Raw genomic sequence first — 19902 nt, 5'->3', positions numbered from 1 at the left:
GGCCGACCATTCGAATCTTTTGGTGCCCCTGTTGTGAATCAGGTGTGACACGGTGCGGACGGGCCCTGTCCCCGCGGGCTACGATCCTTGCCATGAGTGCCACGATTCCCCAGCCCTCGCGCGATGACCAGTCGGGAGCCACCGGCGAGGGCACGGCGACGCTTGCCGAGATCGCCCGCGCCGCCGGGGTCTCGGCTCCGACTGTTTCGAAGGTCCTCAACGGCCGAGGTGACGTGGCCCCCGCCACCCGCAGCCGGGTCGAGGACCTGCTGCGGCGGCACGGCTACCAGCGCCGCCGCGGCAGCATGCAGCCCGCCCCCCTGCTGGACCTGGTCTTCCACGAGCTGGACAGCTCCTGGGCGATGGAGGTCATCCGGGGCGTGGAACGCGTCGCGGGCCAGGAGAGCCTGAGCGTGGTGCTCTCGGAGTCGGCGGGCCGCCTCAGCCCGGGGCAGACCTGGGTGGACGGCGTGCTCGCGCGCCGCCCGACCGGCGTCATCCTGGTGCTCTCCGGACTCGACCCGGCCCAGCGCTCGCAGCTCATCAGCCGCGACATCCCGTTCGTGGTCCTCGACCCGGCCGGCGACCCCGGCGAGGACGTGCCCGCGATCGGCGCGACCAACTGGCAGGGCGGACTGGCCGCCACCCGCCACCTGCTGGACCTCGGCCACACCCGGATCGGCGTACTCGGCGGGCCCGCGGGCATGATGTGCAGCCGCGCCCGGATCGACGGCTACCGCGCCGCGCTGGAGACCGCCGGCGTGCGCTTCGACCCCGGCCTCGTCGTCACCGGCAACTTCCACGACGAGGCCGGCTACGCCGCGGGCCTGGAACTGCTGCGCCGCCCCGACCGCCCCACCGCGATCTTCACCGGCAACGACCTCCAGGCGGTCGGCCTGTACGAGGCCGCGCGTGAGCTGGGCCTGTCCATCCCGCGCGACCTCAGCGTGGTCGGCTTCGACGACCTGCCGCTGGCCACCTGGATCAGCCCGCCGCTGACCACCGTGCGGCAGCCGCTCACGGAGATGGCCGAGGCCGCCGCCCGGCTCGTCCTCGACCTCAGCCGCGGCCGCGAGCCCAGCACCCTGCGGGTGGACCTGGCGACCCGGCTCGTGGAGCGCAGCAGCACCGCGGCCCCGGCCGCCGAAGCCGCGCCCGAGGGTCCCGCCGCCGTCCCGGAACAGGCCGACGGCGCCGCCAACTGAACCCTCCTGAACCCAACTGAACGCGGCAGCGGGGTAGTTCACCCGTCGAACATGGGTACGCAATGCCTCATCCAATCCCCCACTTGGAGAGAGGCACCGACTTCCCATGCTTTCGAAGCGAATGATGCGATCCGCCGCGGGCGGATCCGCCGCAGCGCTGCTCGCGGCGGCCGCGGCTCTGGTGGCCGTCGCGATGCCGACCGCGCACGCCAGTGACAGCCCGCCCACCTCCCCGCCGACCTCGGCCCCCACCCTGCCGCCGACGACGCCCGCGACGGCACCGCCCACCACGGCACCGCCCACCACGATCCCGCCGACCAGCCCCACGGCCCCCGTCACGCCGACGCCCCCGCCGCCCGGCTCCACCTGCGCGGTCGACTACCACGTCCACCAGTGGGGGACGGGCTTCACCGCCACCGTCACCCTGACCACCACCGGCCAGGCCAACGGCTGGCTCATCACCTGGGACCAGCCGGCCGGCACCCAGACCGTCACACAGGCCTGGAACGCCACCGTCACCAAGTCCGGGACCACCTACGCGGCCCGCAACCTCGACAGCAACGCCGTCATCCCGCGCGGCGGCGGCACCGTGACCTTCGGCTTCAAGGCCACCTGGTCCGGCTCCAACCCGCCGCCGACCGGCTTCGTCTTCAACAGCCTCGCCTGCACGCTGAACTGACGCACCCTCCGCAGAGGACGCGCCGTGGTCAGCTCACCCGCACCGGGTAGCTGGCCACGGCCACCCCGTCGTCGTCGAGGCACCGCCCGTCCGCGAGGTCGAAGCGCTGCTTGAGCAACGGCGAGGCGACGTACGGCCGGTCGTCCGCCGCTCCGAGCAGCCCGTGGCTGAGCACCGCCGCGCCCGTGAAGGGGTCGACGTTTCCGATCGCGTAGATCCGCCCGGCGCGGTCGCGGAAGAGCGCGGCCTGCCGCCCGTCCGGCAGCAGGGCGGCCACCCCGCGGCCGGGCTGCAGCGCGTCCGCCGGGCAGACGGCGAACCAGCCCTGGGAGGTGTGCAGTTCGACGGTGCCGCAGGACGCGGCGGCGAGCAGCGGGGAGGTGAGGTCGGTCGTGGCAGTCATGCGGTCACCGTTTCCGTGAGGCTCAGGAGCACAGGCTCGGGCTTGATCTGGCCGCGCTCCGGGACGAAGCGGACCGTGGGGTCGGGGGTGTCCGGGGCGTTGACGAAGGACACGAAGCGGCTCAGCCGCTCCGGGTCGTTGATGGTGTCGGCCCACTCGTCGCGGTAACCGGCGACGTGCGCGGCCATCAGCGCCTCCAACTCGTCGCAGATGCCGAGCGAGTCGTGCACGACGACGTCGCGTACGTGGTCCAGGCCGCCGGGGATGCGCTCCAGCCACACGCTGGTGCGCTCCAGCCGGTCGGCGGTGCGGATGTAGAACATCAGGAAGCGGTCCACGAGCCGGACGAGTTCGGCGTCCGACAGGTCCTGCGCCAGCAGGTCGGCGTGCCGCGGGGTGGCCCCGCCGTTGCCGCCGACGTACAGATTCCAGCCGCTCGCGGTCGCGATGACCCCGAAGTCCTTGCTCTGCGCCTCCGCGCACTCGCGCGCGCAGCCCGACACCGCCGACTTGAGCTTGTGCGGCGAGCGCAGGCCCCGGTAGCGCAGCTCCAGGTCGATCGCCATCCGGACGCTGTCCTGCACGCCGTAGCGGCACCACGTCTGCCCGACGCAGGACTTCACCGTCCGCAGCGCCTTGCCGTACGCGTGGCCCGACTCGAAGCCCGCGTCCACCAAGCGGGCCCAGATGAGCGGCAGTTGCTCGACGCGCGCGCCGAAGAGGTCGATCCGCTGGCCACCGGTGATCTTCGTGTAGAGGCCGAAGTCGCGGGCCACCTCGCCGATCACGATGAGCTTCTCCGGGGTGATCTCGCCGCCCGGGATGCGCGGCACGATCGAGTAGGAGCCGTTCTTCTGCATGTTGGCGAGGAAGTGGTCGTTGGTGTCCTGCAGCGCCGCCTGCTCGCCCTCCAGGACGTGCACGCTCGCGCCCACCGTGGGCGCCAGCGACGCCAGGATCGACGCGACGGCCGGCTTGCACGTCTCGCAGCCCTCGCCGCCGCGCGCGCCCTCCCGGCCGTGCCCGTCGAGCAGTTCGCGGTAGGAGGAGATCCGCAGCGCCAGCACGATCTCGTACAGCTCGGCGCGGGTCTGCGCGAAGTGCGGGCACAGGCCCTTGTCGACCTCGACGCCGGACGCCTCCAGCTCGGCGTCCACCAGCTGGCCCAGCACCTTCAGGCAACTGCCGCAGTTCGTACCGGCCTTGGTGCACTTCTTCACCTCCGGCACGTTCCCGCAGGAGTGGTCGGTGACGGCCGCGCGGATCGTGCCCTTGGTGACGTTGTTGCAGCTGCAGATGACCGCCTCGTCCGGCAGCGCCGCCGGCCCCAGCGCGACCGGGGCGCCCGCGCCCGCCGGCAGCACCAGGTGCTCGGGCGCCACCGGCGGCACCGAGCCGGTCAGCGGCCGCAGCACCCCGTACGACTCCACGTCGCCGACCAGGACGCCGCCCAGCAGCGTGCCGTCCGCGGCCACCACGAGCTTGCGGTAGATGCCGGACCGCGCGTCGGAGTAGCGGACGTCCAGGCAGCCGGCGGTGGCGCCGTGCGCGTCGCCGAAGCTCGCGACGTCCACGCCCAGCAGCTTCAGCTTCGTCGAAAGGTCCGCTCCGGTGAACGAACCGGCGTCCCCCGCGATGGACTTCGCGGCCGTCTCCGCCATCTCGTTGCCGGGCGCGACCAGTCCGTACACCCGCCCGTCCGCCGCGAGCGCGCACTCGCCGATCGCGAAGACCGCCGGGTCCGCGGGCGTACGGCACTGCGCGTCGACGACGATTCCGCCGCGCTCGCCGACCGGCAGCCCGCACGCCCGCGCCAGGTCGTCGCGCGGCCGCACACCCGCCGAGAACACCACCATGCCGACGGGCAGTTCGGAGCCGTCCGACAGCTCCATGCCCGCCACCCGGCCGCCCTCGCCGACCGTGACGCGCTGCGTGCCGACCCCCGTGTGCACGCTCACCCCGAGGCCCTCCACGCGGCTGCGCAGCGCCTCGCCGCCGCCCTCGTCGACCTGCACCGGCATCAGCCGCGGTGCGAACTCCACGACGTGCGTGTCCAGTCCGAGCCCCTTGAGGGCGCCCGCCGCCTCCAGGCCCAGCAGCCCGCCGCCGACGACCGCGCCGCTCGTCACGCCCTGCGCGTACGCCTCGATCGCCAGCAGGTCGTCGATCGTGCGGTAGACGAAGCAGCCCGCCGCGTCCTTGCCGGGCACCGGCGGCACGAACGGGTACGAGCCGGTGGCCAGCACCAGCGTGTCGTAGCGCACCGTCAGCCCCGAACGGGCCGTCACCGTACGGGAGTCGCGGTCCACCGCCACCGCCGGATCACCCACGTGCAGCTCGATGCCGTGCCGCTCCATGAAGCCGTCCTCGACCATCGAGAGCTCCTCCGGGCTCGCGCCCTCGGAGAAGTACGACGTCAGGTGGACCCTGTCGTACGCCGGGCGGGACTCCTCGCACAGCACGACGACCCGCGCCCACGCGGTCACGCCCCGATCCGCGAGCGCCTCCAGGAAGCGCTGGCCGACCATGCCGTGGCCGACGAGCACGATCGTGGTGTCCGGGGTGTCCGCGGTAGCGGTAGTGGCAGCCATGGTCAGAACCTTCCGTCGTCGCCCGTGCCACCACGGTGGGCCGCGGCTGTTACCCACCCGGATCCCCGCCATTACCCGAAGGGAACGGTGCGCTCATCCGCTCTCAGCGGCGGCTGTGAGCGGGTGAGAGCGGATGGGGGCCGACCGGCCGGGCGCTGACCGGATCGTTCCGCAGCGGGTCATGATCGTGCCTGGTGGCGGCGCTCCCCGGCGGCGGAGGATCGCCCCATGACACAGACCGACACCGCCCTTGTGGTCATCGACGTCCAGGAGTCCTTCCGGCAGCGCGAGAGCTGGCAGGCCGCCTCCGACCCCGACGTGGCGCAGAAGGTGGCCCGACTCGTCGACCTCGCCCGTGAGCGCGGCCACCTCGTCGTGTGGGTGCTGCACTCCGAACCCGGTTCCGGCACCGTCTTCGACCCCGGGAGCGGCCACGTCACGCTCATGGAGGGCCTCCGCCCGCAGGCCGGCGAGCCGCTGCTGACCAAGACCGCGCACAACGCCTTCACCACCACCAACCTCCAGCAGATCCTGACCGAGCGCGGCATCCGCGCCCTCATCACCTGCGGCATCCGCACCGAGCAGTGCGTCGAGACCACCACCCGGCTCGCCTCCGACCTCGGCTACGACGTCACCTTTGTCACCGACGCCACCGCCACCGAGCCGATCGAGCACCGCGACGCGCCCGCCGGACGGCCGCTCGCCGAGGTGCTGGCCGATCCGCGTACGCTGCTGCCCGCGGACATCATCGCCCGGACCGAATACGCGCTCGCCGGACGATTCGCCACCGTGACGACCCTCAAGGAGCTGACCGGATCGTGACCCGGGTGGTTTTCCTGCTCGTACCGCACCTGCACCTGCTCGACCTCGCCGGGCCCGCGCAGGTCTTCTCCACAGCGGCCGACTACGGCCTCGGCCACACCCTGCACTACGCGGCCGAGCAGGAAGACGTCCCCACCTCGCAGGGGGTCGCGCTGCACGCCGACCCCGTCCTCCCCGCGCTGACCGAGGACGACCTCGTCGTCGTCCCCGGCTGGCGCTCGCACGGGCTGCGCGACAACGGCGCCCTCGCCCCCGCCACCCTGCACTGGCTGCACGCCCACCACGCCGCCGGCGGCACCGTCGCCAGCATCTGCGCCGGGGCCGACGCGCTCGGCCGCGCCGGACTCCTCGACGGCCGCCGCTGCACCACCCACCACGACCTCCAGGACGAACTCGCCCGCCGCTACCCGCGCGCCCACGTCGTCCGCGACGTGCTGTACGTCGTGGACGGGCGCGTCGTCACGTCCGCGGGCATCGCCAGCGGCATCGACCTCGCGCTGCACCTCGTCGCCCGGACGCACGGGCCGGGCGCCGCCGCGCGCGTCGCCCGGCAGATGGTCGTGTACGCGCGGCGCAACGGCGACGAGCAGCAGGCGAGCGCGATGCTCAGGCACCGGGGGCATGTGAGCGATGCGGTGCATCGCGTCCAGGACGTCCTGGACGCGCGGTTCACCGCGCGGCTCGCGCTGTGCGACCTCGCAGCCGCGGCAGGGCTCAGCGAGCGCACCCTCACCCGCCGCTTCACCGCCGCCACCGGGCTCACGCCGCTGCGCTACCAGCAGGAGTTGCGCATCGAGCGCGCCGAGCACCTCATCGGGCAGGGCGCGACCGTCGAGTCCGCGGCCCGCGCGGTCGGCTTCCAGGACGCCCGCATGCTCCGCCGCTTGCGCTCGCGCCCGGCGTGACGCGCCGGGGTGCCTCCCCGGGGGGTGCGTTGCGACCGCCCGCGCGCGGGGGCTGAGCGCGCAGTTCCCCCCAGGCTTCGCCCGGGAGGTGCCCCCACGCTCCCCTGAAAACGCTCACCCTCTCGCGCCGACAACCGCCCGCGGGGCGAAGCCCCGAAACGGCAGGTGCTGACGCATGCCATGCAAGGCAACGAACCAGGGTGCGTGGGGGTACCCCCCCAGGCGAAGCTCTGGGGAGAACTGCGCGACCAGCCCACCACCGGCGGGAGGTCGCGTCGCCCACCGCACCAGGCACCCCGGAGCGGACCCGCCCGGCACCCCGCAGAGGATTGCATACAGTGCATGCCCTGCATGCAATACTTGCCTCGTGCAGCAGACCGACGAAGCCCGCGCGCGCCTGCGCGCGATGATCCTGGGCGGCGAGTACGCCGCCGGGCAGCGCCTGACGGAGACGGAGGTCGCCGCCGCGCTCGCGATGAGCCGGACTCCCGTGCGCGAGGCCCTGCGCGGGCTCACCGCCGACGGGCTGGTCAGGAGCGCCGGGGGGCGCGGCGTCGTGGTGGCCGCCCTGGACGCCGCGGCGCTCCGCGACACGTACCGCGTCCGTGCCGCCCTCGAAGCGCTGACCGCGGAACTCGCGGCGGAACGCCAGTCCGCGGGGCTCATCGCCCCGGCCGAACTGACCGCGCTCGCCGCGGAGGCGGACCGCACCGAGGAGGCGACCCTCGCGGGCCGCCTCGCCGAGGCGGTGCTCCGCAACCGGGCCTTCCACGCCCGCATCGCGGCCCTCGCCGCGAACACCCCCGCGCAGGCCGCCCTCGACCGGCTGTGGGACCAGATCGTGGTCTCGACGCGCGCGTCCCTCGACCCTCCGCACCGGCCCGCCCAGGTGAACGCCCAGCACCGCGAGCTGGTGTCGGCGATCACCGAGGGCCGGGCCGCGGACGCCGCCGCGGTCGCGCGGCAGCACGTACTCGACACCTGCGGCTGAAAGGACCCGCCACCATGGCGTCAGCGAATGTGCACTCCTACCGCACCGACCTGGTGTGGACCGGCAATCTCGGTACGGGCACGAGCAATTACCGGGCCTACGAGCGCGGCCACGAGGTGTCGGCGCCGGACGCACCGGACGTACCGGTGCTGCTCGGGTCTTCGGACCCGGCCTTCCGGGGCGACAAGTCGCGCTGGAATCCCGAACTCCTGCTGCTGGCCGCGCTGTCGCAGTGCCACATGCTGTCGTATCTGCACGTGTGCGCGGTCAAGGGTGTGACGGTGACGGCCTACGCGGACCGCGCCGAGGCCGCGATGACGCAGACCCCGGACGGCGGCGGCCACTTCACCGAGGCCGTGCTCCACCCGGCGGTGGAGGTCGCGGACGCCGCCTCGGCGGCGCTCGCGGCCGAGCTGCACGAGCAGGCGCACCGCCTGTGCTTCATCGCGAACTCGGTCAACTTCCCCGTGCGGCACGACGCCTCGGTGACGGTCGCCGGCCGCTGAGCCGTTCGTACGGACGGCGCGGCAGTCCTCCCGACTGCCGCGCCGCCTCGTCCCGCGAACGGGGGGCTCGTTCAGAACAGCGAGTCGCCCTGGTCGAGCATCTGGAGGTCGATGCGGGGGGCGAGCGACCCGCCGCCGCGGCCCTCGTACACGCCGACCCAGCCGTCGTCGGGCCCGGCGATCGCGAGGATGTCGAGGCGTCCGTCGCCGTTGTAGTCCCCGACGCCGAGCAGGGTCGGGAAGCGCTTCCAGCCGCCGGTGCCGATCATCTTGCGGACACCGAGCTTGCTCTTGCCGTTGCCGGGGTAGAGCCACAGCTTGCCCGCACCGTCGCTGGCGACGACGTCCGGGTGACCGTCGCCGTTCATGTCGCCGGGCTCGCTCACCGCGATCATCTGGGTCCAGCCGGTGCCGATCAGGACGCGCGAGGTGAACGTGCCGTTGCCCTTGCCCTTGTAGAGCCACAGCTTGCCGGAGGAGTCACGGCCGAGCAGGTCGTTCACGTGGTCGCCGCTCATGTCGCCGGCGGCGAGCATCGCGGTCATCGAGTTCCAGCCCGACCCGACGAGTTTGCGTGCGCCGAACCCGCCGCGGCCGTTGCCCGGGTAGAGCCACAGCTTCCCCAGGGAGTCCTGGGCCAGCAGGTCCTCCATGCCGTCGCCGCTGAAGTCCCCGTGGCGCGTCACGCGCTTCATCTGGTTCCAGCCCGAGCCGACCAGCCGGCTGGAGCCGTTGCCGTCCATGAACCACAGCTTGCCGGACCACGTGCGGCCCAGCATGTCGGTGTTGCCGTCGTGGTCGAGGTCGAAGAACCGCTGTGAGGGTTCGCCGACCCTCCAGCTCCCGTCCAGCCAGGTCTGGGCCTCGGAGCCGCCCTGCGCCTCCCGTGACGTGTGGGCGATCCGGAAGGAGCTGAGGTTGTTCACCAGGTGGCTGTTGGCGTCGGAGAACGGCGCCAGTTCGAGCGGGTTGTCGCCCTGGGTCGCCCAGGTGATCTCCACGTCGTGCACCGGGTCCAGGTACTGGTAGGACGGCAGGCTGTACAGGGACACGCTGTGCAGCGCGGTGTGGTTGTAGACCGAGTTGGCCCTGTTGTCCCACGATCCGAGGCTGGCTTGCGAACCGGTGTACGCGACCATGGCCCCGGTGCCGTTGTCGCCGTCGAAGAGGCAGAAGCTCCCCTTCGGGCAGCGGTCGTAGCCGGTGGCCGCATGCGCCGGCGTGGCCATGCCGGTGCACAGTCCGAGTGCCGCCGCCGCTGCGACGAATGCAGCGCGGATTGGTCTTCGTGTCATTGTGGTCCCCCCACGGAGAGCACCGCGGTACCGTCCGCGGCTGCGCGCAGTGTAGCGGCGCCCTCCCCTCCGGCAGCGGCCGGATCCCTGCCCGGCTGCTGGTCAGGGGCCTGTCCGCCGACCGGGCGGGTCTGCGGTCCGTGGAGGCCGGCCTTGCCCCGCGGGGCGCCCCGGCGTTGTGCGCCAGGGGGGCGCCCCGCGGGCGGAACGACCCCTGGGTCAGGGGGTGTTGTTAGCCAGCGCGAGCAGCCGGGCGGTGGTGCCGCTGAAGCGGTCGCGGTCGACGGCGCCGGAGATGCCGGACACCGAGCCGGAGTCGCTGTACTGCCAGAACGTCCAGAACGGGAAGCCGCTCGGGATGGTGGGGCTCGCGGCGGTCGTCCAGTGTGCGACCCACAGCGGGCTCTTCGCGGACATGCCGCCCCAGCCGCCGGTGCAGCTGTTCCACCAGCTCGGGCTGGTGTAGATCACGACGTCACGCGTGGTCTTGGACTTGTAGGTGTTGTAGAAGTCCAGGATCCAGGACTGCATCGACGCGGCGGACTTGCCGTAGCAGCCGCCTTCGAGGTCGAGCATGCCCGGCAGGGTCAGGTTGTCCGCGGACCACGCGCCGCCGTGGGAGGCGAAGTAGGTGGCCTGCGCCGCACCGGTGGAGAGGTCGGGGCGGGCGAAGTGGTAGGCCCCGCGGATCACCTTGGCGTTGTACGCGTTGAGGTAGTTCGCGTTGAAGTTCGGGTCCTTGTAGTCGGTGCTCTCGGTCGCCTTGATGTAGGCGAACTGGATGCCCGCGGACTTCACCGACGACCAGTTGATGGAGCCCTGGTAGTGCGACACGTCGATACCGGCGGGGTAGGTGGCGTCGGGTGACATCACCAGGTCGTCGCCGGCGGGTGCGGCGAGCCGGCCCTTGGTGTCCTGGGCGTAGCCGGCGCCCATGTAGCCCTCGCCGAGCGGGATGTCGTTGCCCTGGGAGACCTTGGCCTGGGCGGTGGCGGGCGCGGCGCCCGCGGCGCCGGCCGAGAGGGTGGTGGCGAGCGCGACGCTCGCCCCCACGGCTGCGATCGCCATCAGATTCCGGGTGCGGGGAAGCATGGCTTTCCTCCTGAGCGCGTCTGTGTGGCACGGAACACGGGCGTGCTGTTCGCTGCGGATCATTGACCGCGGACCTGGCATTGTTGTGAACGCGTCATGAGTGAGACATGAAGTGTCCTGTGACGTAAAGGGGTTCGGGCACACCGGCAGAGGTCTGGACCATGCGGGGTGCGGCGGGCGTGCGAGGCTGTCGCAACGCGCGTAGAACTTTCACCGCTGTGAAAATCCCGCGGGGCCCGCCGCGCCACCCGGAGGACCCCGCTGCGTCGCCCCGCGGGCGTCCGCCGCGCTCCCCCGAGGACCCCGCCGCGTCGCCCGGCGGGCGTCCGCCGCGTCACCCGGCGGGAGCCTCCAGGGCGCGCGTCACGCCCGGCTCCTTCGGGCCCAGGAAGCGCGGGGCGGGATGGAGCGTCGCGTCCACCGCGGCCTTGCCCGCAGCGAGCAGCTCACGGGCGCCGCCCGCGTACCACGTCCGGTCGTGCGGCTCGTCGACGCCGACGCCGTACACGCTCAGGCCCGCCGCCTCGCACAGCGCGAGGGCCCGCCGGATGTGGAAGTCCTGGCTGACCAGGATCGCCCTGTCCACCCCGAAGACGCGTTTCGCACGACTGCACGAGTCCCAGGTGTCGAAGCCCGCGTCGTCCACGACGACCCGGGTGGCCGGGACGCCGTGCGCGACCAGATACGTCCGCATGGCACCCGGCTCGTCGTACGTCGTACGGCTGTTGTCGCCCGTGACGAGCAGCACCCGCACCTTGCCCGCGCGGTAGAGCGCGAGAGCGGTGTCGAGCCGGTGCGCGAGATACGGCGAGGGGTGCCCCGCCGGGGTCAGGCCCGCGCCGAAGACGACGCCCACCGGCGCGGCCGGCACGTCCGAGAGGTCCCGCACCCGCCCGCCACCCGCGAGCTGCACCCATACGGCAGGCAGCAGCGCCACCGTGCACACGCCTGCGACGGCCTGCACGAACCGCCGCTGCCCCTTCCGGGTCCGCAGCCCCCGCCCCCACGCCTTGAGCCCCATCGCTACCCCCTCACCTCTCTTGACGTCGCTCCCGCCCCGGGGGTTGCACCCTGGCCGGGAGATCAGGAACGCAACAGCGGGAAACGCCCGACCGTGCAGGACGGCAGCAAGGCAAGGACGAAGGGGCGCCCGTCGTGCAGCGGATGCGACGACGGTGCCGACCAGGCGCGGTGGCTCCGGCGGCCGTAGCCGCGGGGTGGGCCGTCAGGCCGGGGTGAGGCGGGCGTGGAGGGCCGTGGCGGCGGCGTCCGTGAGGGACGCGATCTGGTCGACGACGACGCGGCGGCGCCCGCGGTCGTCCCCCGCGGCGGCGAAGAGCGGGGCGAACTGCGGGTCGAGCCCCTCGGGGGCCCGGGCGAGGAGGGCCGCGGCGAGTTCGGCGATGACGACGCGCTGCTCGGCCCGCCGCCGCGCCTGGGCGGCGCGCTGCATGACGTAGCGGTCGGCGACGGCCTTGAGCACCGCGCATTCGAGCCGCTGCTCACGCGGGACGACCAGTTCGGCGGCGTAGCGGGTGAGGCGCGCGGTGCCGTGGCGCTCGCGGGTCGCACCCTCGGCGGCGAGGCAGAAGCGGCCGATGAGCTGGGAGGCCGCGTCCTTCAGCCGGGCCTGGGCGAGGGCGGTGGCGTCGTAGTGGTCGGGCCACCAGGGCTGGGCCAGGAGCCGGTCGAGGGCCTCGGCCAGCTCGTCGGGGGCGGTGCCGGGAGGGGCGTAGCGGGCGGCCGCGCAGGCGAAGACGTCGGCCCGTTCGGGGGCGGAGCGCAGGGCGCGGGGGTCGATGTGGCCGGCCTGGAGGCCGTCCTCGACGTCGTGGACGGAATAGGCGACGTCGTCCGACCAGTCCATGACCTGCGCCTCGAAGCACTGCCGCCCCTCGGGCGCACCCTCGCGGGCCCAGCGGAAGACGGGCAGGTCGTCCTCGTAGACGCCGAATTTCGGGCTGCCGGGATCGCCCGGCCGGCCCCCGCGCGGCCAGGGGTACTTGGTGGCGGCGTCGAGCGCGGCGCGCGTGAGGTTGAGGCCGACGCTGACATCCGGGGACGCGAAGCGCTTGGGCTCCAGCCGGGTGAGCAGCCGCAGGCTCTGCGCGTTGCCCTCGAAGCCCCCGCAGCCGGCGGCGAACTCGGCGAGGACCAGCTCGCCGTTGTGCCCGAAGGGCGGGTGGCCGAGGTCGTGCGCAAGGCAGGAGGTCTCGACGAGGTCGGGGTCGCAGCCGAGCGCCGCGCCCAGCTCCCGGCCGACCTGGGCGCATTCGAGCGAGTGCGTCAGCCGGGTGCGCGGGCTGGTGTCGGGTACGGCGCCCGAGCTCACTCCCGGGTCGACGACCTGCGTCTTCCCGGCGAGCCGGCGCAGCGCGGCGGAGTGCAGGACGCGCGCGCGGTCGCGCTGGAAGGCGGTCCGGCCCGGCCGCTTGTCGGGCTCGGGCACGTACCGTTCGGCGTCGGCGGCCCGGTAGCCGCCGTGCGTCTCGCCCCGGGCGTCATGGCTCTCCATACGGCCGACGGTAACCGCCCGGCGCCGCGAACGGAGGTTCAGCCCGCGTGGGCGAGGCGGTGCGAGCCGGTACGCGGCAGGGCGGCGGCGGCCTCGTCGTAGCGCTGCAGGACCAGGCGGGCCATCGCCGGATGCGCGCCCAGCGGCGCCGCGGCGATCCAGGGCGCGGCGGCGGCGGTCTGCGTGGCGAAGCGGCCGGGCGCGGTGAAGTACGAGGCCACGGCGATACGGTCGCGGGCGATCCCCCGGCTCACGAGCCCGGCGACCGCCTCCGGCACCGTCGGCGCCGCGGCGGAGGCGTACGCGGGAGCGACCGGCACCCCCAGCCGGGCCGCGAGCAGGGCGGCGGTACGGGCGGTGTCCGCGGCGGACTGCGGATCCCGCGACCCGGCCGCGGCGAGCACGACCGCCCGCCCGGCGCGGGTCCACCCCGCGGCCCGCAGCCGGTCGTGCAGCGTCTCCGCGAGCAGCGGATCCGGACCCAGCGGCGCCGCGACCGCCCCCGTCACCCAGGGGGCCGCCGCGAGCGCCGCGGGCAGGTCGTGCTTCACGTGGTGCCCTCGGCCGAGCAGCAGCGGGACGAGCACGGCGGTGCCGCGCAGCCCGGCGAGGGTGTCCCCGAGCAGCGGCTCGTCCAGTTCCACGTGCCCGAGCCGCACCTCCAGCCCGGGCCGGGCGGTCCGTACCCGCTCCACCAGGGCCCGCACCGCGGGCAGCGCACGGGGATCCCGGCTGCCGTGCGCGACGGCCACGAGCACAGGTCGCTGCGTCATCCTCATACCTTCGAGCATGCCGCCTGCGGGTTGCCCCCGGATTTCCCGGGGATCTCACCGCTTTGCCCCCGCCTCACGCCGCCCCGCCGCGCGAAGTGAGGACGCCCTGCCGGGAGCCTCAGGTGTCCATGGCGACGTCGTTGTTGTACGCGGTGTTGAGGTTCCCCGCGTAATGCCCCTCGTAGTGCACGTAATAGCCCTGCGAAACATAGACGTTCACGAAGTGGTCGGTGTTGTTGACGATGGAAGCGGCGTTCATGGCGATGACCTGTCCGTAGCCGTTCCCGGTGTTCCCGTGGTTGGTGAACCTGAAGTTCGACAGGTTGAGCCCGCGCTGCCCCGGGGAGAAATACTCGAAGGCTCCCCAGCCGTTTTCCGGCGAGTTGTAATAGAGACACACGGAATTACTCGGGCACGTCGCCGCCCCGCCGGGTGCCGAGACCGCCTGCGCGCCGCCGGTCGCCACTGCCATCGCCCCGAGGGTCATTACCCCCACTGCCGCCGCCTGAACCGCGCGGCGCCCCGTCCTGATGCGCATTCCTTTTCCCTTCGAGTCCACCGTGCACGAACGACAGAAAACGACGGAAAGAGGCCATAAACGCGCATGGCCATCCCCCGGACGGCGATGCTAAAGCGCTGAGGAGGCCACGGCAACCAAGGCACCCCCAAAAGCCGCCGCCGAAACCGGAGCGGCCCCCGGCCCGGCCCCGGGCGGCAGGCGCACCGCCGCAGGCCCCGGAGGACCGGGCCGGCACCGGAGGCCCCGGAGGACCGGGCCGGCCCCGGAGGCCCCGGGGGAGAGGGGTGCCGGGGGACCCCCGGAGCGCAGGGCCGCCGAAGCGGTCACAATGATCGTTCGGCGCGGCACACTTCCCGACGGCCCTGCCGTAAGGGACGCTCGCGTATAAGGAAAGACCGGCAGGGGAGGCATCCAGTGGTGGACGCACACCAGACCTTCGTGATCGTCGGAGCGGGGCTCGCCGGGGCGAAAGCCGCGGAAACCCTCCGCTCCGAGGGTTTCACCGGCCGGGTGATACTGATCGGCGACGAGCGCGACCACCCCTACGAACGCCCACCCCTCTCCAAGGGCTACCTCACGGACAGCGCGGAGCGCGACTCCGTCTTCGTGCAGCAGCCGGGCTGGTACGCCGAGCACGACGTCGAGCTGCACCTGGGGCAGCCGGTGGTGCACCTGGACAAGGACGCCCGCAGCATCAGCCTCGGCGACGGCACCACGCTCATCTACGACAAGCTGCTGCTCGCGACGGGCTCCGAGCCGCGCCGCCTGGACATCCCGGGCACGGACCTCGCCGGGGTGCACCACCTGCGGCGGCTGGCGCACGCCGACCGGCTCAAGCACGTGCTGACCTCGCTGGGCCGGGAGAACGGCCACCTGGTGATCGCCGGCGCGGGCTGGATCGGCCTGGAGGTGGCCGCGGCGGCCCGCGGGTACGGCGCCGAGGTCACGGTCGTGGAGCCGGACCCGACGCCGCTGCACGCGGTGCTCGGGCCCGAACTGGGCGCGGTGTTCACCGACCTGCACACCGAGCACGGCGTCCGCTTCCACTTCGGCGCGAAGCTCACGGAGATCACCGGCCAGGACGGCATGGTGCTGGCCGCGCTGACGGACGACGGCGAGGAGCACCCGGCGCACGACGTGCTCGCCGCGATCGGCGCCGCCCCGCGGACCGCGCTCGCGGAGGTCGCGGGCCTGGCGCTGGCTCCGCGCGAGGAGGGCGGCGGCGTCGCGGTGGACGCGTCCTTGCGCACCTCGGACCCGCACATCTTCGCGGCCGGCGACGTCGCGAACGCCGAGCACCCGCTGCTGGGTCGCAGGCTGCGCGTCGAGCACTGGGCGAACGCGCTGAACGGCGGCCCGGCCGCGGCCCGCGCCATGCTCGGGCAGCAGGTGTCGTACGACCGCGTGCCGTACTTCTTCTCCGACCAGTACGACCTGGGGATGGAGTTCTCCGGGCACGCCGCCCCCGGGTCGTACGACCAGGTGGTGTGCCGCGGGGACGTCGGCAAGCGCGAGTTCATCGCGTTCTGGCTGCGCGAGGGCCGGGTGCTGGCGGGCATGAACGTCAACGTGTGGGACGTCACCGAGCACATCCAGCAGCTCATCCGCTCGGGCCGGGCGGTCGACCCCGAGGCCCTGTCGGACCCGAGCGTGCCGCTACCCTCGTTCGTGGAGTAGACCCCTGGTGAAGGCCCGGGGAGACCCGGGCCGACCAGGAGGGACAGTCACGTTGTCCGTTTCGCGCACCGCCGTCGTCGCGGTGGAGGAGATCTTCGCGCTGCGCTGGGCGGTGCTGCGCACCGGGCTGCCGCGCGAGACCGCCGTCTACCCCGAGGACGCGCTCCCCGGCACCTTCCACATAGCCGCCTACGACGAGGCCGGCGCGGTCCGCGGCTGCGCCACCTTCTTCCCCGACGGCTTTCCCGGCGAGGCGGCCACCGCCTACCGCTTCCGCGGCATGGGCAGCGCCCCCGAGGTCCGCGGCCAGGGCTTCGGCGGCGCCGCCCTGACCGCGGGCCTGCGCGAGTGCGCGGCCCGCGGCGCGGCCCTGGCCTGGTGCCACGGCCGCACCTCGGCGAGCGACTTCTACCGGCACATGGGCTTCGAGCGCGTCGGCGAGGAGTACCTGCTGGAGCCGAGCGGCCTGCACTACGACTTCGTGACCAAGGACCTCCTGCGGGACTGACGCGGGAGGCGGCGGACGACACCGCGGCGTCCGGAGCTGTCCGAGCCGGGCCGTAGACTTCTGGCGTGGCGGGCAGGATCAGGGACGAAGACGTGAAGGCGGTACGCGACGCCGTCCCGATCGACGCGGTCGTCGCCGAATACCTCCAGCTCAAGTCCGCCGGCGGCGGCAATCTGAAGGGCCTGTGCCCCTTCCACGACGAGAAGACGCCGTCCTTCCAGGTCAGCCCCTCCAAGGGGCTCTTCCACTGCTTCGGCTGCGGCGAGGGCGGCGACACGCTCGCCTTCGTCATGAAGGTCGACCACCTGTCCTTCACCGAGGCCGTCGAGCGGCTCGCGGGCCAGGCCGCTATCACCCTGCGGTACGAGGAGGGCGGGCATGTGCCCGGCCGCCAGCAGGGCGAGCGGATCCGGCTGGTCGAGGCGCACCGCGCCGCCGCGGCCTTCTACGTCGAGCAGCTCGCGGGCGCCGAGGCGGAGATCGCCCGGCGCTTCCTGGCCGCGCGCGGCTTCGACCAGGCCGCGGCCGGGCATTTCGGTGTGGGCTACGCGCCCGCCGGGTGGGACGCGCTGGTGCGTTTCCTGCGCGGCAAGGGCTTCACGGACCGGGAGCTGATCACCGCGGGGCTGGCGCTGGAGAGCCGCCGGGGCGGGGCGATCGACCGCTTCCGCGGCCGGCTGATCTGGCCGATCCGGGACATCACCGGCGAGGTCATCGGCTTCGGCGCGCGCAAGCTGCGCGACGACGACCAGGGACCGAAGTACCTGAACACCTCGGAGACCCCGCTCTACCGCAAGTCGCAGGTGCTCTACGGGATCGACCTGGCCAAGAAGGAGATCGCCAGGACCGGCCGGGCGGTCGTGGTCGAGGGCTACACGGACGTCATGGCGTGCCATCTGGCCGGGGTGACGAACGCGATCGCGACGTGCGGCACGTCCTTCGGCGGCGACCACATCAAGATCCTGCGCCGGCTGCTGATGGACAACGCGACCTCCGAGGTCGTCTTCACCTTCGACGGTGACGAGGCGGGGCAGAAGGCGGCGCTGCGGGCGTTCGAGGACGACCAGAAGTTCGCCGCCGAGACGTCGATCGCGGTCACCCCCGGCGGTATGGACCCGTGCGAACTGCGGCTCGCCGAGGGCGACTCGGCGGTGCTGCGGCTCATCGAGGGGCGCACTCCGCTGTTCGCGTTCGCGCTGCGCTCGATCGTGTCGCGCTACAACCTGGACACCGACGAGGGCCGGGTCGCGGCGCTGGACGCCGCGGTGCCGGTGGTCGCGGCGATCAAGAACCAGGCGCTGCGCGACCGTTACGCGATCCGGCTGCTCGGCATGGCGGGCATGGCCACGCAGGCCGAGGAGCAGTCCGTCATCCGCCGGGTGCGGGCGCTGGCCCGCGCCCGGGCCGCCGGCCAGGGCGCCCCCGTACGGCCGGACTTCGCCGGGCGGGGCCCCGAACGGCGCCCGGCGGGCCCGCCGCAGAACGTGCCGCGCGGGCCGCGCCTCGACCTGCGCAGCCCCGCGCACCGCGTGGAGCGCGAACTGCTCAAGTTGGCCCTGCAGTTCCCCGCGCTCGTCTCGCCGGCCTTCGACGCGTACGGCGAGGACGAGTTCACCGGCCCGCCGTACGCGCAGGTGCGCCGGGTGATCGCGGAGGCCGGCGGGGTCGAGTTCGCCGACGCCGAATACCTCACCCGGGTACGGGAGTTCGCGCCCGACGACGCGGTGCGGATGATGGTCACCGAGCTCGCGGTGGAGCCCGTCATGCACAAGAGCCCGGAGTTCTACGCGGGCGAGGTGCTGGTGCGGGTGCGGATGAACGCGGTGGAGCGGCGTATCGCCCAGGTCCTCGCCACGCAGGCCCGGCTGAACGCGCAAGGGGTGCGCGAGGACGCGCCCGAGTTCGTCGCGGCCCAGAACGAGCTGTGGGCGCTCCAGCAGTACGGCCAGCGGCTGCGCGGCCACGGGGCCGCGGCGCTCTGAGCGGTACGGCGCCCCGCCCGTGTGTCGGGCCGTACGCGAAGCGTGACGGAAAGCCGAAAAACCGCCCGCACGACCCTCGTGGCGGGAGCGGTGTGTGCGCCACACTGAAGGACGGCCCAGAGCCCGCCTCGGCGCCCCTCCCGAGCCTCTCCGAGCCCGCTGAAGAGCCCAATGTCGCGCTCACCGCGGAGGTCGATTCCGTGCAGACGCACTCGCACCCCCAGGCGCAGATCCCGGTGCCGCCCGCGCGGCCGCTGCTCACCCCCGTGCCCGACCCGCCGCCGGACCAGCCGCACGCCGCCGGGGCGGACGCCAGGGTGCCGGAGCAGCGGGCGGCGGACCCGGGGCCGGAGCCGCATCCGGCCGACGGCGAGCCGGGCACCGCGCCGTACGACGAGGGCGAGGCGGTCGACGTACCGCTCCCGGCCCGCCCGCGCGCGGATCCGGCGGGTCCGTCCGCCGACCTCTTCCGGCAGTACCTGCGCGAGATCGGCCGCATCCCGCTGCTCACCGCGGCGCAGGAGGTGGAGCTGGCCCGGCAGGTCGAGGCGGGGCTCTTCGCCGAGGAGAAGCTCGCCGCCTTCCCCGCGCTGGACTCGCAGCTCGCGGTGGACCTGGACCGCATCGTGGTGCTGGGCCGGATGGCCAAACGGCGGCTCATCGAGGCGAACCTGCGGCTGGTGGTCTCGGTGGCGAAACGTTACATCGGACGCGGCCTGACGATGCTCGACCTGGTCCAGGAGGGCAATCTCGGCCTGATCAGGGCCGTGGAGAAGTTCGACTACACCCGCGGCTACAAGTTCTCGACGTACGCGACCTGGTGGATCCGGCAGGCCATGTCCCGCGCCCTCGCCGACCAGGCCCGGACGATCCGCGTCCCCGTCCACGTCGTGGAGCTGATCAACCGCGTCATCCGCGTCCAGCGCCGCCTGCTCCAGGAGCGCGGCCACGAGCCCACCGCCGAGGACGTCGCCGCGCAGCTCGACATCACCCCCGAGCGCGTCGGCGAGGTCCTGCGGCTCGCCCAGGAGCCGGTCTCGCTGCACGCGCCGGTCGGCGAGGAGGACGACGTCGCGCTCGGCGACCTCATCGAGGACGGCGACGCCGTGTCCCCCGTCGAGACGGCCGCCTTCATGCTGCTGCGCCAGCACCTCGACGCGGTCCTGTCCACCCTCGGCGAGCGCGAACGCCGCGTCGTCCAGCTCCGCTACGGCCTCGCCGACGGCCGCCCCCGCACCCTGGAGGAGATCGGCGGCCTCTTCGGCGTGACCCGCGAGCGCATCCGCCAGATCGAGTCCAAGACCCTCAGCAAGCTCCGCGACCACACCTTCGCCGACCAGCTCCGCGGCTACCTCGACTGACGGGTCCGGCCGGACCCGACGAATTTCCGCCGCCGGGCGGGTCTGCATTCGTGACAGCAGCGAACGTCACGGGAGGG

Annotated in this window: 18 protein-coding genes; 10 read left to right on the top strand and 8 right to left on the bottom strand. The window is 73.3% G+C overall.

Features of this window, described 5'->3' with window-relative positions; translation table 11 throughout:
• Positions 1 to 92 precede the first annotated feature (92 nt).
• Entirely contained in the window at positions 93 to 1205 is a 1113-nt protein-coding gene (locus IH54_RS0123210) for a LacI family DNA-binding transcriptional regulator (RefSeq protein WP_052397770.1), read from the top strand.
• 106 nt (positions 1206 to 1311) lie between these two features.
• Positions 1312 to 1884, top strand: coding sequence for a cellulose binding domain-containing protein (locus tag IH54_RS40115; RefSeq protein ID WP_078862453.1), 573 nt, complete (start codon positions 1312 to 1314; stop codon positions 1882 to 1884).
• Positions 1885 to 1912: 28 nt separating this feature from the next.
• Here IH54_RS40115 and nirD read toward each other — a convergent pair whose 3' ends face one another.
• Together nirD and nirB are read right to left on the bottom strand one after the other, a co-directional pair.
• On the bottom strand, positions 1913 to 2287 hold the full coding sequence (gene nirD / locus IH54_RS0123200; protein ID WP_031519955.1) for a nitrite reductase small subunit NirD: 375 nt from the start codon (positions 2285 to 2287) through the stop codon (positions 1913 to 1915).
• Entirely contained in the window at positions 2284 to 4878 is a 2595-nt protein-coding gene (gene nirB / locus IH54_RS0123195; protein WP_031519952.1) for a nitrite reductase large subunit NirB, read from the bottom strand. The genes nirD and nirB overlap by 4 nt, the downstream gene beginning before the upstream one ends.
• A 228-nt stretch (positions 4879 to 5106) precedes the next feature.
• Between nirB and IH54_RS0123190 the strand changes: the two genes are divergently transcribed.
• The 4 genes from IH54_RS0123190 (at position 5107) to IH54_RS0123175 (ending at position 8102) form a co-directional block, all read left to right on the top strand.
• Complete coding sequence (locus IH54_RS0123190) at positions 5107 to 5700, top strand: cysteine hydrolase family protein (RefSeq protein WP_031519950.1); 594 nt, start codon at positions 5107 to 5109, stop codon at positions 5698 to 5700.
• Positions 5697 to 6605 (top strand): GlxA family transcriptional regulator, encoded by a 909-nt coding sequence (locus IH54_RS0123185; protein WP_031519948.1) that lies wholly within the window; start codon positions 5697 to 5699, stop codon positions 6603 to 6605. Before IH54_RS0123190 ends, IH54_RS0123185 begins: the two co-directional genes overlap by 4 nt.
• 367 nt (positions 6606 to 6972) lie before the next feature.
• Complete coding sequence (locus IH54_RS0123180; RefSeq protein ID WP_031519945.1) at positions 6973 to 7596, top strand: GntR family transcriptional regulator; 624 nt, start codon at positions 6973 to 6975, stop codon at positions 7594 to 7596.
• A 14-nt stretch (positions 7597 to 7610) separates the two neighbouring features.
• Entirely contained in the window at positions 7611 to 8102 is a 492-nt protein-coding gene (locus tag IH54_RS0123175; protein WP_031519942.1) for an OsmC family protein, read from the top strand.
• Between the two features lie 71 nt (positions 8103 to 8173).
• On the opposite strand, the gene IH54_RS0123170 is transcribed toward IH54_RS0123175, so the two are convergent.
• The 6 genes from IH54_RS0123170 to IH54_RS0123145 form a co-directional block, all read right to left on the bottom strand.
• Positions 8174 to 9331, bottom strand: a complete 1158-nt coding sequence (locus IH54_RS0123170; RefSeq protein ID WP_052397769.1) for an FG-GAP-like repeat-containing protein — start codon at positions 9329 to 9331, stop codon at positions 8174 to 8176.
• 285 nt (positions 9332 to 9616) lie between these two features.
• Positions 9617 to 10489 (bottom strand): GH25 family lysozyme, encoded by an 873-nt coding sequence (locus IH54_RS0123165; protein ID WP_031519937.1) that lies wholly within the window; start codon positions 10487 to 10489, stop codon positions 9617 to 9619.
• 334 nt (positions 10490 to 10823) lie between these two features.
• Complete coding sequence (locus tag IH54_RS0123160; RefSeq protein ID WP_031519934.1) at positions 10824 to 11510, bottom strand: SanA/YdcF family protein; 687 nt, start codon at positions 11508 to 11510, stop codon at positions 10824 to 10826.
• A 204-nt stretch (positions 11511 to 11714) separates the two neighbouring features.
• Entirely contained in the window at positions 11715 to 13004 is a 1290-nt protein-coding gene (locus IH54_RS0123155) for a deoxyguanosinetriphosphate triphosphohydrolase (protein WP_031519932.1), read from the bottom strand.
• Between the two features lie 38 nt (positions 13005 to 13042).
• On the bottom strand, positions 13043 to 13795 hold the full coding sequence (locus tag IH54_RS0123150; protein WP_052397768.1) for a sirohydrochlorin chelatase: 753 nt from the start codon (positions 13793 to 13795) through the stop codon (positions 13043 to 13045).
• Between the two features lie 100 nt (positions 13796 to 13895).
• The gene (locus IH54_RS0123145; RefSeq protein ID WP_052397767.1) at positions 13896 to 14249 is read right to left on the bottom strand and encodes a peptidase inhibitor family I36 protein; all 354 of its coding nucleotides are present in this window, start codon (positions 14247 to 14249) and stop codon (positions 13896 to 13898) included.
• Between the two features lie 462 nt (positions 14250 to 14711).
• Here IH54_RS0123145 and IH54_RS0123140 point away from each other — a divergent pair, with 462 nt between their 5' ends.
• The 4 genes from IH54_RS0123140 (at position 14712) to IH54_RS0123125 (ending at position 19825) form a co-directional block, all read left to right on the top strand.
• Positions 14712 to 15974, top strand: coding sequence for an NAD(P)/FAD-dependent oxidoreductase (locus IH54_RS0123140; RefSeq protein ID WP_031519926.1), 1263 nt, complete (start codon positions 14712 to 14714; stop codon positions 15972 to 15974).
• A 52-nt stretch (positions 15975 to 16026) separates the two neighbouring features.
• Positions 16027 to 16482 (top strand): GNAT family N-acetyltransferase, encoded by a 456-nt coding sequence (locus tag IH54_RS0123135; protein ID WP_031519923.1) that lies wholly within the window; start codon positions 16027 to 16029, stop codon positions 16480 to 16482.
• Between the two features lie 65 nt (positions 16483 to 16547).
• Positions 16548 to 18464 carry a DNA primase gene (dnaG, locus tag IH54_RS0123130; protein ID WP_031519921.1) on the top strand — a complete coding sequence of 639 codons (1917 nt, stop codon included), beginning with the start codon at positions 16548 to 16550 and terminating at the stop codon, positions 18462 to 18464.
• 92 nt (positions 18465 to 18556) lie between these two features.
• Positions 18557 to 19825, top strand: a complete 1269-nt coding sequence (locus IH54_RS0123125; protein ID WP_052397765.1) for an RNA polymerase sigma factor — start codon at positions 18557 to 18559, stop codon at positions 19823 to 19825.
• Positions 19826 to 19902: the final 77 nt, after the last annotated feature.

The sequence above is a fragment of the Streptomyces sp. NRRL F-5123 genome (assembly GCF_000721495.1).
GTDB lineage: Bacteria > Actinomycetota > Actinomycetes > Streptomycetales > Streptomycetaceae > Actinacidiphila.
The sequence above is the reverse complement of the archived record's forward strand: the minus strand, read 5'-3'. Positions and strand labels throughout refer to the sequence as shown.